Source organism: Luteibacter sp. 22Crub2.1 (assembly GCF_900167995.1).
GTDB lineage: Bacteria > Pseudomonadota > Gammaproteobacteria > Xanthomonadales > Rhodanobacteraceae > Luteibacter > Luteibacter mycovicinus.
In genome coordinates, this window is record NZ_FUYT01000002.1 from 252,113 (window position 1) to 268,069 (window position 15,957).

Annotated in this window: 13 protein-coding genes; 9 read left to right on the forward strand and 4 right to left on the reverse strand. The window is 65.9% G+C overall.

What is annotated here, in order from left to right; translation table 11 throughout:
* Positions 1-6 precede the first annotated feature (6 nt).
* From B5X73_RS02960 to B5X73_RS02970, 3 genes are all read right to left on the reverse strand, one after another.
* Positions 7-1,380 carry a peptidylprolyl isomerase gene (locus B5X73_RS02960; protein ID WP_036110498.1) on the reverse strand — a complete coding sequence of 458 codons (1,374 nt, stop codon included), beginning with the start codon at positions 1,378-1,380 and terminating at the stop codon, positions 7-9.
* A 30-nt stretch (positions 1,381-1,410) separates the two neighbouring features.
* Positions 1,411-3,954, reverse strand: a complete 2,544-nt coding sequence (gene lptD / locus B5X73_RS02965) for an LPS-assembly protein LptD (RefSeq protein WP_079520504.1) — start codon at positions 3,952-3,954, stop codon at positions 1,411-1,413.
* A gap of 160 nt (positions 3,955-4,114) precedes the next feature.
* Entirely contained in the window at positions 4,115-4,675 is a 561-nt protein-coding gene (locus B5X73_RS02970) for a cob(I)yrinic acid a,c-diamide adenosyltransferase (RefSeq protein ID WP_043695756.1), read from the reverse strand.
* A 109-nt stretch (positions 4,676-4,784) separates the two neighbouring features.
* Here B5X73_RS02970 and ubiH point away from each other — a divergent pair, with 109 nt between their 5' ends.
* From ubiH to B5X73_RS02985, 3 genes are all read left to right on the forward strand, one after another.
* A complete protein-coding gene (gene ubiH / locus B5X73_RS02975) occupies positions 4,785-5,972 on the forward strand; it encodes a 2-octaprenyl-6-methoxyphenyl hydroxylase (RefSeq protein ID WP_343124637.1) in 1,188 nt (395 codons plus the stop codon).
* Positions 5,969-7,180, forward strand: coding sequence for a UbiH/UbiF/VisC/COQ6 family ubiquinone biosynthesis hydroxylase (locus B5X73_RS02980; protein ID WP_036110503.1), 1,212 nt, complete (start codon positions 5,969-5,971; stop codon positions 7,178-7,180). The genes ubiH and B5X73_RS02980 overlap by 4 nt, the downstream gene beginning before the upstream one ends.
* Positions 7,181-7,242: 62 nt before the next feature.
* Complete coding sequence (locus tag B5X73_RS02985) at positions 7,243-8,040, forward strand: dienelactone hydrolase family protein (RefSeq protein WP_079520506.1); 798 nt, start codon at positions 7,243-7,245, stop codon at positions 8,038-8,040.
* A 4-nt stretch (positions 8,041-8,044) separates the two neighbouring features.
* On the opposite strand, the gene B5X73_RS02990 is transcribed toward B5X73_RS02985, so the two are convergent.
* The gene (locus tag B5X73_RS02990) at positions 8,045-9,043 is read right to left on the reverse strand and encodes a polyprenyl synthetase family protein (RefSeq protein WP_036110505.1); all 999 of its coding nucleotides are present in this window, start codon (positions 9,041-9,043) and stop codon (positions 8,045-8,047) included.
* 130 nt (positions 9,044-9,173) lie between these two features.
* Between B5X73_RS02990 and B5X73_RS02995 the strand changes: the two genes are divergently transcribed.
* From B5X73_RS02995 to ssb, 6 genes are all read left to right on the forward strand, one after another.
* The gene (locus B5X73_RS02995) at positions 9,174-10,370 is read left to right on the forward strand and encodes an MFS transporter (RefSeq protein ID WP_079520507.1); all 1,197 of its coding nucleotides are present in this window, start codon (positions 9,174-9,176) and stop codon (positions 10,368-10,370) included.
* Positions 10,371-10,577: 207 nt separating this feature from the next.
* On the forward strand, positions 10,578-11,132 hold the full coding sequence (locus B5X73_RS03000; protein ID WP_079520508.1) for a fimbrial protein: 555 nt from the start codon (positions 10,578-10,580) through the stop codon (positions 11,130-11,132).
* A 74-nt stretch (positions 11,133-11,206) separates the two neighbouring features.
* Positions 11,207-11,944, forward strand: coding sequence for a fimbrial biogenesis chaperone (locus B5X73_RS03005; RefSeq protein ID WP_079520509.1), 738 nt, complete (start codon positions 11,207-11,209; stop codon positions 11,942-11,944).
* Between the two features lie 105 nt (positions 11,945-12,049).
* On the forward strand, positions 12,050-14,407 hold the full coding sequence (locus tag B5X73_RS03010; protein ID WP_176167700.1) for a fimbria/pilus outer membrane usher protein: 2,358 nt from the start codon (positions 12,050-12,052) through the stop codon (positions 14,405-14,407).
* Positions 14,404-14,919: a fimbrial protein gene (locus B5X73_RS03015; RefSeq protein WP_079520511.1), complete on the forward strand. Its 516-nt coding sequence runs from the start codon at positions 14,404-14,406 to the stop codon at positions 14,917-14,919. Before B5X73_RS03010 ends, B5X73_RS03015 begins: the two co-directional genes overlap by 4 nt.
* Before the next feature lie 184 nt (positions 14,920-15,103).
* A complete protein-coding gene (gene ssb, locus B5X73_RS03020; RefSeq protein ID WP_079520512.1) occupies positions 15,104-15,718 on the forward strand; it encodes a single-stranded DNA-binding protein in 615 nt (204 codons plus the stop codon).
* Positions 15,719-15,957: the final 239 nt, after the last annotated feature.

Sequence of the window (15,957 nt, forward strand, 5' to 3'; positions counted from 1 at the left end):
ACGGGCTTACGGCGTGGAGGCCGACGCCTGCTTGTCGTCCGGGTCCTTCAGTTCGGGGACGCGGATGTCGACGAACGACGTGGAACGCAGCTCGCGCAGGTAGTTCTCGTAGGCCTCGTCGGCCTTGCGGTTGCCGATGGCCTGGCGGGCCTGATCACGCTGCAGCTGATCGGTGAGATCGCTCTGGCGGGTGCCCAGGCGCTGCAGGACGATCCAGCCTGCATCGGTCTGGATGGGGTGCGAGACCTCGTTGTCCTTCAGCTGTTCGATCTGGGTGGCGATGGCCTGGCCCCAGGCGTCCTTGGCGAACCAGCCCATGTCGCCGCCGTTGTTCGCCGTGGTGTTGTCCTTGGACTCATCCTTGGCGAGCTTGGAGAAGTCTTCTTTCTTGTCGACGATGCGCGTGTAGAGGTCCTGCGCCTTTTTCTCCGCCTGCTCCGGGGTCACGATTTCGGAGGGCTTGATGAGGATCTGGCGGGCGTGGTACTCGGTGACGATCTGTCGGCCCGGGGCGCGCGTGTCGACCAGCTTCAGGATGTGGAAGCCGGTGGGGCCGCGAAGCGCGCCGGTGGTCTCACCCGGCTTGAGGCCGCCGACCGCATCGGCGAAAGCCGGCGGCACTTCGTCGAGCCGGCGCCAGCCGAGGTCGCCGCCGTCGAGTGCATCGGGGGCGTCGGAGAAGCGGATGGCGGCGGCGTTGAAGTCCATGCCGCCCTTGATCGCCTTCATGGCCTCGTCGGCCTTCGCCTGCGCCGCGGCGATATCGCTGGCGCCGCCGTTGGCCGGTGTGCTGATCGCGATGTGGGCGAGGTGGACTTCACCCGCCTTGTAGCTCGGGCTCGCCAGGAGGTTGTTGACCTCGGCGTCGGTCACCGTGACCTGGTCGCGAACGACGCTTTCGTGGAGCTTCTGGGCGATGATCTGGTCGGACAACTGCTGGCGGAACGCCGCATAGCTGTAGCCGTCCTGCTCCACCGCGCCACGCAGCTGGTCGAGGCTCATCTTGTTCTGCTGGGCGACGTTGCCGGCGGCCTGATCGATGTCCTGGTCGGACACATGGATGTTCTGGTCGTTGGCGCGCTGGACCTGGAGCTTCATCAGCACGAGGCGGTCGAGCACCTGGCGGGCGAGGACGTCCTTCGGCGGCAACTGGCCCGGATTCGACGCGTACTGGCGGACGATGGCGTTGATCGCCTCGTCCAGCTCGCTCTGCAGGATGACGTCTTCCTCCACGACCGCGACGATGCGGTCGAGGGAACCGTTGCCGGCGGTCGCGCCCGCGACGGTCGGCTGGGCCGACGGCATCAACTGGGCATGGGCCGAGGGCATCGCCGCCAGAAGGGAGGCAGCGAGCAGGGAGTACGAAAGGATCTGCTTCATCGAATAGGGAGCCCGGGGCGCTTGCCCCACTTATTGATAGCCAAGGATAGCACGGCGCAGGTAGGCGCCCGATTGCGGGTTGAGCGAGCCCAAGCCCTTGAATTCCACCTCAAACATGACCGCGTTGTCCGTCTCACGGAGGTAGTCGTGTACGTAGTGGCGGCCGAGCACGCGGAAGGCGACGCAGCAGCTGTCGTACTCGACGCCCACCGCGGCTTCGAGGGTGCGGTGGGAATACGTGAACGTGGTGAAGCTTGCACCGTTATCCAGCGTGACCGGCAGGACGTCGCGGCGGGCGAAGACCCAGCGGGCCAGGGCCCGCCAACGTTCGGACACAGGAAAGACCGCGGATGTGTCGAATTGTTCCATCACGCCACGGCGGTAGCGGTACGAGAAGTTGACGATGCCGTCGCCGGCGATGCGGCGCTGGATACCGATGGTGGCGAGGTCGGTGTTACGCCCCGAATCGTAGATGGCGCCCTGGTCGTTGACGTAGGTGCTCGGCTGCTTGTTCGGGTTCCACTGGTACGAGCTGTTCAGGCGCCACTTGTCGTTGAACTGGATGGCGAGCTGGGCCACGTAGTCGGACCGGCCGAAGTCGGTCGGGGCGACGCCAGGCATCTGCACCTTCTGGCCGTTGAAATACTTGATCTGGCCGAGACTGGCCGACAGGCGCTCGACGCCCGTGTCGTCCAGCAGGCGCGTCGTGAGCGCCGCGGTCAGGTTGTTCGCATCCATCTGGCGGTCGGCGCCGGAAAACCGGTTCGTGGTGAACAGCTGCCAGAAGTCGAACGACATGGCGTTCGTATCGAAGGTCGGCAGGTCGTTCTGGTTGCGGTAGGGCACGTACAGATAGTAAAGGCGCGGCTCGAGCGTCTGGGTGTAGCTGCTGCCGAACAGATTCGTCTGGCGGTCGAAGATCAGGCCGGCGTCGACGCTGGAAATCGGCACCGAACGCGACGGGTCCTGCTTGGCGTAGTGGTAATACGAGTAATCCGAATCCAGGCGGTAGTCGGTATAGCGATATTCCACGCGGGGGCGGACGAACCAGGATGCGCCCGAGAAATCGGCCGCCAGGTAAGGCGCGAGATCCAGGCGATTGCCGTCGACCTGGCCGAGCTGAGCGGCATTGTTCGGGGCGAAGGGCGAGCGGTCGGGCTTCCGGAACGCCACCGCTTCCGTGTCGACGCCCGCGTCGAGCCAGCTGTTGATCGGCGCCTGCATGTTGAACGTCGCGCGCGGCCAGCGGCGATAGGGCACCACGTAGTTGGGCAGCCCGGCGTCCACGTTCTGGTAGTCGTCCGCGCCAATGGACGCGCTCCAGTATTTGCCGCCCTTGGATACATAGGCGCTCGAACTCAGGATGCCGACCGCCGACTGGTACAGGTCGTTGCTGAAGTCGCGGAAATACTGGTTATCCGACGCACGGTTGATGTTGACGCCGAGATTGAACCCGTCGCCCAGATTGGTCGAGTTCACGATCTTGACGAGGTAGCGCTGCTTCGAACCGTCGCGATCGCTGGTGCCGCTCTCGTCCTGATCCGGACCCTTGTCGTGCGCCATGTACTGGATGTCGAACGTGCCATTCGAGCGCGGGAGCAGATAGCGGAACTCGGTGCCCAGCATGAAGCCGCGGTCGCTGTAGTAGCCCGGCGTGATCGTCGCATCGTAGTTCGGTGCGATGTTCCAGTAGTAGGGCGTGTTCAGGAACAGGCCCGAGCGGCTCGACGAGCCGAACGTCGGGTAAAGGAAGCCGCTCTTGCGGCGGTCGTCCAGCGGGAAGGTGAAGTACGGCAGGTACATGAACGGCACGTTCTTGAAGCGCATGGTCGCGCTGCGTGCCTCGCCGACGCCGGTTTCCTTGTTGAGATTGATCGTCTTGGCGCGGAACTCCCACATGCGGGCGCCCACGTCGCAGGTGGAATAGGACGCCATGTGGAAGCGGCCGTGCTGCGGGTCGAGAATCTTTGCGTGATCGGCCACGCCGTTGCCGCGCGACTGCAGCAGCTGGTAACGGACGTTGTACGCGTCGCCGTCGTTCGGCGTGGTGGTGCCCGTCATGCGGTCGGCGGAGACCAGCATGCCGGCCTCCTGGTACTTCACGTTGCCCTTGGCATCGTAGGCCGTCGAGTCGGCGTTGTACGTGACGTCGTTGGCGCGCAGCACCTGATCGGCGCGCTCGAGGCGCACGCCGCCGGTCATGTGGTACTGGTCCGGTTCCGGGCTCTCGACCTTGACGCCGCTGGTGTTGCCGTCGTCGATGCCCGAATGGACGTCGGTCACGGCGGTGTCGCGCAGCGAGCTGTCCTTCGTTATGCCGGGCTCGTAGAAATCGAGCATCGCGTTCGGTCGGCACAGCGCGTAGCTGATGGGACGCGGCGGGCAGATAAAGGAACCGAGCGGACAGGTTTCCGCCGGGACGGGCGCCGCGGTAGCGGTCGTGGTGACCGGCACGACGACGGCCCGGGTTTCACCCTGGACCGGCGCACTCTGCGCCTGCGCTTGCCAGGCGGGGGCCGAGACGATCAGGGCGACAGCGGTCGCCAGCAGGCGGCGTTTAGGCAGGATGCTCATGCGTGACGTCACGGGCTCGGTCTTATCCGGTTTGCGAAAGGCCGCCAACTTAGCAGAATCCCCAACCCCGCGGCACGATGGCACGTCACCCATGAGCATGAACCCCTCGGGAGGCGCGACGTGGATCGCCGCACCGGCACCGCGAGCTTACACCGCGGACTCAGCCGCGCGGGCGGCGTTCGTGCTGCCAGAGTACTTCGCCGTGCCCGCTGCGCCTCGCCAGGACACGTGCCAGCACGAAGAGCAGGTCGGACAGGCGGTTCAGGTAGCGCTGTGCCTCGGGGCGGATGGCTTCTTCGCGGGCGAGGGCGACCACCTCGCGCTCGGCACGCCGGCAGACGGTCCGGGCCACGTGGCAGGTCGCCGCCGCCATCCCTCCGCCGGGCAGGATGAAGTCCTTCAGCGCCGGCAGATCGGCGTTGAAGCCGTCCAGCACGGCCTCGAGCCGGTCGATGTCCGTGGCCTGGATCATGGCCATACCGGGAATGCACAGCTCACCGCCCAGATCGAAGAGCTCGTGCTGGATCTGGATCAGCGCCTCGCGAACGTCATCATCGACGCCCTCGGATGCCAGCGTGACGCCCAGTGCGCTGTTGAGTTCGTCCACGGTGCCGTAGGCGGCTACCCGCAGTGAGTCCTTGCCGGTACGGCTGCCATCGCCGAGGCCGGTGCTGCCGTCGTCGCCGGTGCGGGTGTAGATCTTGGAAAGTCGATTGCCCATCCGGGCATTCTAGCGAGGGCCGTCGTCACTGTGGCAGGCGGCCGCAACGGCGGCGCATTCACGTGGCGGCGTTATGATTCCGCCCATGAGTCCCTCTCCCGAACCTATCGTGATCGTCGGCGGCGGCCTGGTCGGCGCCAGTCTTGCCATTGCCCTTGATGCCGCCGGCCTGCCCGCCGTCCTCATCGAGGCGGCCGCACCGACGGTCGGGCAGCAGCCGAGTTACGACGAGCGCAATCTTGCCCTGGCCAGAGCCACCGTCAATGGTCTCCGGGCGATCGGCGTGTGGGATTTTGCCGAGGACCGGGCCACACCCATCACGCATATTCATACGAGCCGCGCCGGCGACTTCGGCAGTGTCCGCATGAACGCGTCCGAGGAAGGCGTGGACGCGCTGGGCTGGACGCTTCCGGCCCGTGAACTGGGCTCGGCGCTCCTGCGTCGCCTCGATCGATGCCATCACCTTACCCGCCTGGCGCCCGCGCGGGTCGAGGGCATCCACGCGGATGACCGGGGCTGGACGGTCGACGTCGTCACTGATGCTGGCATGCGATCGCTGCACACGTCGCTGCTGGTCGGCGCCGACGGCACGCACTCGGGAGTCCGGCGCCAGCTCGGCATCGGAACCCGCGAGCACGACTACGCGCAGGCGCTCTTCGTGACCACCATGACGCCGGAGCGCAATCCGCGTGGCCGCGCCTTCGAGCGCTTTACCAACGAGGGTCCCGTCGCGGTGCTGCCGCTGACGGACCGCCGGGTCGGCGTCGTGCTGACCGTCGCCGCGGACCGGGTCGACGAGGTGGCCGCCATGGACGATCAGGCGTTTGCAGCCCTGGCGCAGGAGCGCTTCGGCTGGCGGCTTGGCCGGTTGACCCGACCGGGTAAACGTTCGCCGTATCCGATTCGCCGCGTCGCGGCCGAAGCGCTCACCTCGAACCGCGCCGTGCTGGTGGGCAATGCCGCCCAGACGGTGCATCCGATCGGCGCGCAGGGCTTCAACCTTGGTTTACGCGATGCGCTGACGCTTGCCGAGCTCGCAACGGGCGCTACCGATCCTGGCGCTCCGTCGCTGCTTGCCGAATACGCCGCGCGGCGCGCCACCGACCGTGAGGGAACGATGGCGATGAGCCACGGCCTTGTCCGCCTCGCGTGCCTCGACCAGCCGTTTCTCGGCCCGTTGCGCTCACTGGCGATGCTGGCGCTCGACCGCGTGCCGCCCCTCCGCCACGCCCTCAGCCGCCGAGGCATGGGTTTTCGCGCCAACGCACCGTTCGCGGTCCGGGAGAAAACCCCGTGAGCGATAGCTGGAGCGCAACCTCCTCCCGTCGTCGCGGCGGTCCGCTGGACGTCGCCGTGGTCGGCGGCGGCATGGTGGGTGCCGCCGCCGCATTGAGTCTGGCGAAGGCGGGCTTCTCGGTGGCCCTCGTCGACGCACGGGAGCCCGCCGCCTGGAACGCATCGGACGAAGTCGACCTGCGCGTTGTCGGTCTTGCGCCGTCTTCGGTCGTCCTGCTGGACCGCCTCGGGGTGTGGGGCGCCATCCGCGACGCACGCGCCTGCGGCTACGAGCGCATGCTGGTCTGGGACGCAGAGAACGGTGCCACGGTGGATTTCGACGCCGCCGACGAAGGTCGCGATGTACTCGGTTACATCGTCGAAAACAATCTCGTGCAAGCCATGCTCTGGGATGCGCTGGACGACGCGGGTGTTCGTCGCATCGTTCCCGCGCAGGTCGTGGGTTATGGCGAACGCGACGATCGCGCCCAGCTGGAACTCGCCGACGGTCAGTTCATCTCGGCGCGCGTCGTCGTGGCCGCCGACGGTGCGGATTCCCCGTTGCGTGCCATGGTTGGCATCGGTACGCATGGTCGCGACTACGCGCAGCGCGGCGTCGTGGCGCATGTCCAGACCGCGCGCCCGCACGAAAGTACGGCCTGGCAGCGTTTCCTCCCGTCCGGGCCGTTGGCGTTCCTGCCGCTGGCCGATGGCCGCTGTTCGATCGTATGGACCCTGCCCGAACCGGAAGCCGCGCGCATCATGGCGCTGGACGACGACGCTTTCCGGGATGCGCTCGGCGTGGCCAGCGACTTCCGTCTCGGACCCGTGCTTTCCGTCAGCCGTCGCGCCGCATTTCCCTTGCGGCTGAAGCTGGCCGATCGTTACGCGTCCGGGCGGCTGGTGTTGCTGGGCGATGCGGCCCATGCGGTTCATCCCCTGGCCGGGCAGGGCGTGAACCTGGGCTTGCGCGATGTGGCCGAGTTGCGCGACACGCTGGTCGCCGCACGGGACGCGGGCCGCGATATCGCGGCTCCGCATGTGCTTCGCCGCTACGCAAGACGACGCAACAGCGCCGACGGGCTGGACGCGTGGTCGTTCGACGCGCTCGGGCGTATCTATGCGTGGCAGGCGGGGCCGCTGGTCGCGGCGCGCGGCCTGGGCGTCCGGCTCGTGAACGGACTGGTGCCGCTCAAACGTAAACTCGCCAGGCACGCCGCGGGACTTTGACCGGTCTGGCGGCGCGCCCGTCGCGAGGCCTATCCTTGGGCACTTTCCAGGGAGTCACGCCGATGCGCCGTTCACTGCTTGCCTTGTCCTTGCTGGTCCTCGGTCACGTGGGAGCCGCCTCCGCGGCGATGGTGGCAAAACCGGTCCAGTGGACCGACCAGGGTGTGACCTATAAAAGCTTTCTGGTCTACGACGACGCGGTGACCGCCAGACGGCCGGGCCTGGTCATGGTGCCGAACTGGTATGGCGTCAACGATATGGCGGTGGCCAAGGCCAAGGACATCGCCGGCAAGGACTACGTCATCCTGCTCACCGATATGTACGGTGGCGACACGCGTCCAAGGTCCGAAGCGGAAGCCGGCGCGGCGGTGAAGCCGCTTTACGCCGATCGCAAGATCATGCGGCAGCGCGTGGTGCGCGCACTGGACGAACTGAAGGCGCAGGAGAAGAACGCGCCCATCGATCCGTCACGGCTGGCCGCCATCGGCTTCTGTTTCGGTGGATCGGCCGTGCTCGACCTGGCTCGCACGGGCGCCGATGTCGCCGCTGTCGTGAGCTTCCACGGCCTGCTGTCCACAGACGATCCGAAGCTCGGCGCGCAGATCCATGCTCACGTGCTGGCTCTCAACGGCGCGGATGACGCCAACGTGCCTCCGGAGCAGCGCGCGGCGTTCGAGGCCGAAATGCGCGATGGCAAGGTCGACTGGGCCTCCACGGATTTCGGTGGCGCCGTGCACTGCTTCACCGAGAAGGAAGCCACCACGCCGACCGGCAATTGCCGGTATGACGACAAGGTGGCCAAGCGCGCCTACGCCGCAATGCGGGCGTGGCTCAGCGAGTCGTTCGCCGCGAAGAAGTAACGCCTCAGAAGCGGCGTTCGACCGAGTAATCGGCGAGCGCCGCGAGGGCGTCACGGTACGGCGAAGCGGGAAGTGCCGACAGCGCGTCGCGTGCTGCCGTCGCGTGCCCCACGGCTTTCTCATGCGTGCGCTCGATCGCTCCGGAGTCGCGAATCGCCGCGATGATCAGGTCGAGCGAATCCAGTCCGCCATGCTCGATGACATGCCGCAGGGATTTCAGCTGGTCTTCGTCGGCTACCTGCATCGCGTAGATCAGCGGGAGGGTGGGCTTGCCTTCGGCAAGATCGTCGCCGATGTTTTTACCCAGCGTCTCCGCATCGGACACGTAGTCGAGCAGGTCATCGGCGATCTGGAAGGCATAACCCAGCTCCATACCGTAGCGACGGAGCGCCGCGACCTGCGTATCTGGCAACCCGCCCAGCACGCCACCCAGTTCGGTCGCCGCGGCGAAAAGAACGGCCGTCTTGCGCTCGATCACGGCGAGATAGGCGGCTTCATCCACGTCCGCATTGCCGATGTTGAGCAGTTGCAGCACTTCGCCTTCGGCAATCGTGTTGGTCGTGTCGGCGAGGATGCGCATGATCCGCATATCGTCGAGCTCGACCATCAGCTGAAAGGAGCGGGAGTAGAGAAAATCGCCCACCAGTACGCTGGCCGCGTTGCCCCACAGTGCGTTGGCCGTCTTGCGGCCGCGACGCATGTCGGACTCGTCCACCACATCGTCGTGCAGCAGTGTCGACGTATGGATGAACTCCACGATGGCCGCCAGCTTGGCGTGATCCTGTCCGTCATAACCGGCCGCGCGAGCCGCGAGCACGTGCAGCATCGGACGAAGCCGCTTGCCGCCACCCGCGATGATGTGATCGGCGATCGCATTGATCAGCACGACATCCGACGAGAGCCGGTGCCGGATCAGCGAATCGACTTCTTTCATGTCGGCGGCGGCGAGCGTACGGACGCCAGCGAAGTCGAGGGAGGTCGGGCGGGCGGCTATGGAGTCCATCTCTACAGGTCGTGTGCGGCAAAACAGCCCACAGTATAGGGGCTCACCCGTGGTTACGCCGTGGATTTGGCCGGTGTCCGTATAATCCGCTTCCGATGACATCGATCGGCCTCGCGCCCGGAAACCCTTGGTGAGCAAACTCAGTTCCCTGGAACGGCGCACCGCGCTGACCCTGGCAGCGGTGATCAGCCTGCGTCTGTTCGGGCTGTTCCTCATCCTTCCCGTATTTTCCGTCTACGCGCGAGCCATGCCGGATGCCACGCCCTGGCTGATCGGCCTGGCCCTGGGTGTCTACGGGATCGGCCAGATGTGCTTGCAGATTCCCCTGGGACTGCTGTCCGACCGGATCGGTCGCAAGCCGGTCATCACGCTGGGGTTGCTCGTCTTCGCCCTGGGCGGAGTGGTCGCCGCGTTTTCCCACACCCTGACCGGCATCGTCGCCGGACGTGCGTTGCAGGGTATGGGTGCCGTTGCTGGCGCTGGCACCGCGCTGGCCGCGGATCTGACGAGCGAGGCCCATCGAAGCAAGGTCATGGGCATCATCGGCGTATCGATCGGGGTTTCGTTTCTTCTGGCGCTCATTCTGGGGCCGCCGCTCGAAGCCGTGGCGGGTCTTCCCGGCCTGTTCGGTTTCACCTCCCTGCTTGCGGTCGCGGCTATCGCCATGCTCTGGTGGCGCGTGCCCACGCCGACCCATCATGGCGCCCCGGCCGCCGCGTCGTGGCGCGAGCTGGCCTCGATGTTTCTCGACCGTCGCATGCTCGTGCTGAATGGGTCGGTGTTTTTTCTGCACGCGTTGCTGACCGCCTCATTCGTCGGCCTGCCCATTCTTCTCACCGACGTCATGCGTATTCCTGTGGCACACCACTGGATGCTGTATCTGCCGGTGATGACGATCGCCGCACTCGGCATGGGCGCGATGCTACCCCGGATGAAGGATATGCGGCGCGCGTCGCACGTCGTGGTCGGATGTGTCTGCGTGCTCGGGCTGGCGCTGGCGGGCATGGCGCTCGCCGAAACGCACGTCATCGTCCTCGGTGCGGCCGCCGCCCTCTTTTTTGGCGCCTTCAACCTGCTTGAGGCCGCCCTGCCGAGTCTCGTCTCCCGTCTGGCGCCAGCCACCCTCCGCGGCGCGGCGATGGGGGCCTATTCCAGCTCGCAGTTCTTCGGCGCCTTTATCGGCGGTGCCGTGGGCGGGCTCGCGCTGGGTCACCTTGGCCTTCGCGGTGTATTTGGCTGCGCGGCCGCCATGACCCTGCTGTGGCTGCCGCTGGTCGTTCGCGGGACGCGGCGTATGGCTGCCGGCGGCTTCGCCTCGGCGGCTTGAATGCGGCGGGGGTTGAAGGACTCGCCGACACGGATGTCGGCGTAGCGAGTCGCTCGCGTCATGGCTGCCTGCATGTATCGCGGCATCTGTAGTCGTCATTTCAGAATTTGCGTATCGATCGCCTCCGGGTCCTCGACCAGACTTCGTGTGCGCGCCGTCCCGCACGTTTTCCGGTGCGCGTCCTTTCCCATTGAAGAGGCCGTCGCCATGTATAAGAAAGTTCTCTCACCGGTGTTCATCGCGTCGGCTCTCGCCGTCTCGTCGTCCGCTGCACTCGCGGCAAACGACGGTTCCATCGAGATCACCGGTCGTATCGTCGCCACCACATGCAACGTCGAAGGACAGGCGCCGGGTGGCGGGGCCGTCAAGAAATCCGTCGGACTCGACGGCATCTCCGTGGCAAAACTGGCGGCATCGGGAGACGTGGCGGGCGACAAGGGCTTCCTGATCGTCGTAGGCGGCAACGACGATTGCGCCGACGGACTGAAAGCGAAGATCCGTTTCGATCCATCCAGTCCCGCGATGGATCGCACGGCGGGTCGATTGAACATCGACACGGCGGCCGATGCCGCGAAGAACGTTCAGATCGAAATCGCCAACGGTGACGGAACGCCGATTCACTTGTTTACGGGCGAGTCCAGGCCGGTGGTCATCGAGGGACACCGCGCAACGATCGAATTGCTTGCGCGCTACTACAGCCTTGGCGGTGCGACGCAGGGCACGGCGAATTCTCGTGTCGGATTTCAGGTCGTCTACGACTGACCCGAACCCCGCGTGGCGAATCACGACGACCGGCCCTTCTGTCCGGTCGTATCTCTCATGCAAAAGGAACGAGCATGCTGAAGCAAATGGCATGGACCGCGGGCGTCGTCATGGCTTTGATGGCGAGCCCGGCCAAGCCGGCAATCGTCATCGGCGCGACGCGTGTCGTCTTTCCCGCCTCGCAGCGGGACGTCGCTGTCCGCCTGCAGAATAAGGGGGAAGAGCCGGCGCTGGTGCAGGTGTGGATCGACGACGGCGATGAAGCTTCGTCGCCGCAGACCGCGCGTGGCCCCTTTGTCATCACGCCGCCGGTCTTTCGGATCGACCCGGGTCACGGGCATGCCGTGCGCATCGTTCATGTGGGCGATACGACGCCTGTCGACAAAGAAAAGCTCTACTGGTTGAACGTGCTCGAGATTCCTCCGAAAGTGGACAAGACGGAGAGTTCGAACGTTCTCCAGTTCGCTTTTCGACATCGCCTCAAACTGTTCCATCGACCGGAAGGACTGCCGTCGACGGTCGATCAGGCGCCCGCGAAGCTCGTCTGGTCGCTGGTTCGTGGCAATGGCCCCGCGTCGTTGCGTGTTGCCAATCCTTCGCCTTATGTCGTGTCGTTCAACGCCATCGGGCTGGGTCCGTCGGACGCACCGGGCGCGCCGACGGTGCCTCTCGGGGGTGGCATGGTCATGCCGGGTGGATCGTTGATCATCCCTGTTCCATCGCCTACGCGTTCTGAACTCACGCACGTCTCTTACGCCGTCATCAACGATTATGGCGCCGTCGTCCCCGGGACGGCGAAGCTGGCCCCATGATCCGGGAGAGGATTCATGGACGGATCCAGCGCGATAGGGCTCCGGTGTGGCGCTCTCCCCGGTCGGTGGGTGAGCGCGTGCATGGTGGGCGTGGCCGGGATGTTCATGAGTTGCATGGTGTGTGCGCAGGACGCACGATCCGTTCAGTTCGACGCGGGTTTTCTTCCGGATGGTCTCGCCATGGGACTTGACCTCTCCCGTTATGCCCATGGAAATCCCGTCCTGCCCGGCGTCTACGACGTCGACATCTGGATGAACGACGAGTGGCAGGTACGCCGCGCCGTACGCTTTGTCGAGCGTTACACGGGCAACGATGCTTCGCCATGCCTGAGTCGGGCAGAGCTCGAAAGTTTCGGCCTCGTCAGGAAAGAACGGTCGTTTGCGGAGGACGACTGCGCGCCTCTGAGCGAACGTATTCCGCAAAGCTCCTCGCGGCTCGACGTCGCCGAGCAGCGCCTCGACATTGAAGTTCCGCAAGCGTGGCTGGTACGTCGTCCCCGCGGCGTCGCGCCTCGCGAGCAATGGAAGGACGGCGTGACAGCCGCGCTGCTGGCGTGGCGCGCCAATTTTCATCAAAGCGCGTTACGGCATCGGTCCTCGCGCTCCCTGTTCCTCACCGGCGATGCGGGGTTGAATCTGGGCCGCTACCGGTTTCGGCACGCCGGATCATGGTCGCAGGGCCAATACCGGCAGGGACACACGTTCGTCGAACGAGCTGTCGACCGGCTCCAGGCACGCTGGAGAGCGGGGGGCGTCATCCTGGGGGACGATCTGCTGGAGCCGGTCCTCGTTCGCGGCGTGAGGCTTGCCAGTGACGTGCGTATGCGTCCCGACGCGGGTGATGGCTATGCGCCTCAGGTACGCGGCGTCGCGGCGACCCATGCGAGGGTGACGGTCAGCCAGGGAGGTCGTTTGCTCAGGGAACTGTCCGTTCCGCCGGGTGCCTTCGTCATCGACGATCTCGGCGTGGCGGGCCGGGGAGGGGATCTCTCCGTCGAGATCGCCGAAGCCGACGGTCGCCGCATTCGTTACAGGGTGCCTTACTTTTCGCTGCCGCTTTTGATGCGTGAAGGCGCTACCCGCTACTCGATGGGCGTGGGCCGATGGCGTGGCGGTTCGTTCCGCCAGCCGTGGCTGCTCGAAGCCGCCTGGCGTCGCGGTGTGCGTCACGGCTGGACCGTACAGGCAGCACAGCGTGTGATCGGAAGCGACACGTGGCTGGTGGGTGGCGCGGCGGTCGACACGCTGGTCGGCGCGTTCTCGGCCGATGTGACGCACGCGTTGGCCCGGGGTGCGGGACCGGTCGGAACGCTCTGGCGGCTGCGTTACGGACATCGGTCGGACCGTGGCGGCGTGCTCTCAGCCACCGTGTCAGGTGGGGCGCAGCGAATGGCCGCGGGAGCGATGAACGCCGATCGCGCGCGCGCGCGACAGCGAAGAGCGGATATCTCATATCAACACATGTTCGACGAAGCCGGCGGGTCATTCGGCCTCGCGTTCGGCTACACGCACCTGTCGGACAGCGGAGGCGGAGAGTGGGATCAGGCCTTGTCATGGAGCCACGTCAAGGGCGCGGCCGTTGTGGACGTTTCTTTACGTCGTTCGTTAAGAACGGCGTCGCGTTCGTCTGGCCGCGCCTCGGAAAACACCGCACAGGTAACGATCTCCCTTCCCCTGGATGGTGAGCGTTCGCGCGTGGCGTCGCAGGCGGCGTTGCGCATGGGGCCGGACGGCAAGCAACTACGAGCCGGCCTGCTCGGCAGCGCGGGTAGCGAGGGTGCGTGGGGATATGCCGCATCGGCTGCGACACATGCCGGTGGTCCACGGCTGGACGCATCGGTTTCCCGTTCCTCCGGTGGTGGCGATCTCAGCGTCGCCGTGGAGCGGTCCCGTGTGGGAAGGGCGGCGTCACTGTCCGCCTCGGGCGGTATCGTGGCTCATGCGGGCGGGATCACGCTTGCACCCTTTCTGGGTAACGCCTCCGGACTGGTTCAGGCGCGCCACGCGCGCGGCGCCCGCCTGGCATCCGCCACATCCGTTCACGTCGACAGGCGCGGATACGCCATCGTGCCGAGCCTCGCCCCTTACCGGTGGAACAGTGTGGACATCGATCCCACGGGTCTGCCGCTCGGGGTCTCACTGGCGTCGACTCACGCGCGCGTGGTGCCCACGGCAGGCGCGGTGGTCGTTATCCCATTCGAGACGGATGAGCACGCGACGATTCTTCTCACCGGCCGTCGCAGCGATGGGGCACCGTTGCCGTTCGGTGCGGAGGTGGTCGACGACCAGGGCCGCTCGATCGGGGTGATCGGGCAGGGCGGTCGGTCGTTCCTTCGCTCGGACGGCGGTACGCCCACCTTGAGAGTGCGGTGGTCCGATCAGGCGGGAGGCGTCTGCGAGTTGCGGCCGACGCCGGCAGGCGAACGGGCCGGACTGAAACATTACGAAGGAGTATGCAGATGACGATCAGAATCGCCTCGCTGACAAAGGGCGGTATGGCCGCGTTGCTCATGGCCTTGACCCCGGAAGGGACGCGGGCGGACGACCGTCTCGATTTCGAGGTCACCGGAGCCGTGGTGGCTTCTTGCGGTCTTGCGGATCAACGGATCCGGATCGACCTCGGAAGCGTCGCCTACGGAGACCTGGGACGGGTCGGTGCGGCTAGCCCATGGCGTCGCGCAGCATTTTCCGGCGTCGACTGCGTCGGTGCGACGCGCGCCTCCGTGACGCTGCGCGCTCGTCCGTATCCGCCCGACCCCCGGCTGCTCCAGCCTGACGGTACGGCGCGTGGTGTTGCGATCGAGATGCGGACCGGATCGGGGGAGCCCATCGTTCCCGATGGAAAGACGCCGGTCGGCTTCTCCTGGCCGGGTGGCGCCCCGCAGCTCGCTTTCGAGGCAAGGTACGTGAGAACAGGCAATCTTGGCGCCGGGGATGCGACGGCCACCGCGGTGGTCGAGATCACCTGGGAATGAGACTGGGACGACAGCGCGCTCCGGCGGCGGCCGGCGCATCGGGGTTTGCGGTGATGGCGGCCATCGCCCAAACTACACGGTCCGACCCCGCCAGCCCGCGCTTGCCGCAGGCTCGCTATGATGGGCGGGAGCGACGACGATCCGCCGGATCGGGCGTCCAACGACACGAATACGAGGGAAATCCATGGCACGCGGTATCAACAAGGTCATCATTGTCGGCAACCTCGGCGCGGATCCCGAGACCCGTTACACCGGTAGCGGTACGGCGATCACCAGCCTGCGTCTGGCCACGTCGGAAGCCTGGACCGACAAGCAGTCGGGCGAAAAGCAGGAGCGCACCGAATGGCACCGTGTGAAGTTGTTCGGCAAGCTGGCCGAAATCGCCGGTGAATACCTGAAGAAGGGGCGTCAGGTATATATCGAGGGTTCGCTTCGCACCGACAAGTACACCGATAAGGACGGCATCGAGCGCTACTCCACGGACATCATTGCCAACGAGATGCAGATGCTGGGCGGCCAGGGTGGCGGTGAAGGCGGTGGCGGTTTCAGCGGCGGCCAGGGCGGCGGCGCACGTCAGCAGGCGCCTCGCAGCGGCGGTGGCGGCCAGAGCGGCGGTGGCAACTGGGGTGGCGGTAGCGGTGGTGGCGGTCAGCAGCGTGGCGGCGGCAACTACGGTGGCGGTCAATCGCAGCGTGGTGGCGGCGACGACTACGGCCAGCCCCGTGGTGGCAACGCGCCTCCGCAGCGTTCCGCACCGCCGGTCAACGAAGGCTTCGACGACGACGACATCCCGTTCTAGGACATGCCTTAGACCGTTTTTGTACGGTTTTGACTTACAAGCCCCCGATTCGTCGGGGGTTTTTCTTTTTTAAGACCGGACAATTTCGCACTGAACTCATCTCCGAGTCTTCGCCTAAGCTGCATCTTGAGAAGTGTTGCGAGCCATTGATTGGAGTACGGAGATGCTACTGAGATACCGAACTCGAGGTTTCATCATGGAAGATGGTGAAAGGTACCGAGTCCTTGTTGATCCCCGCT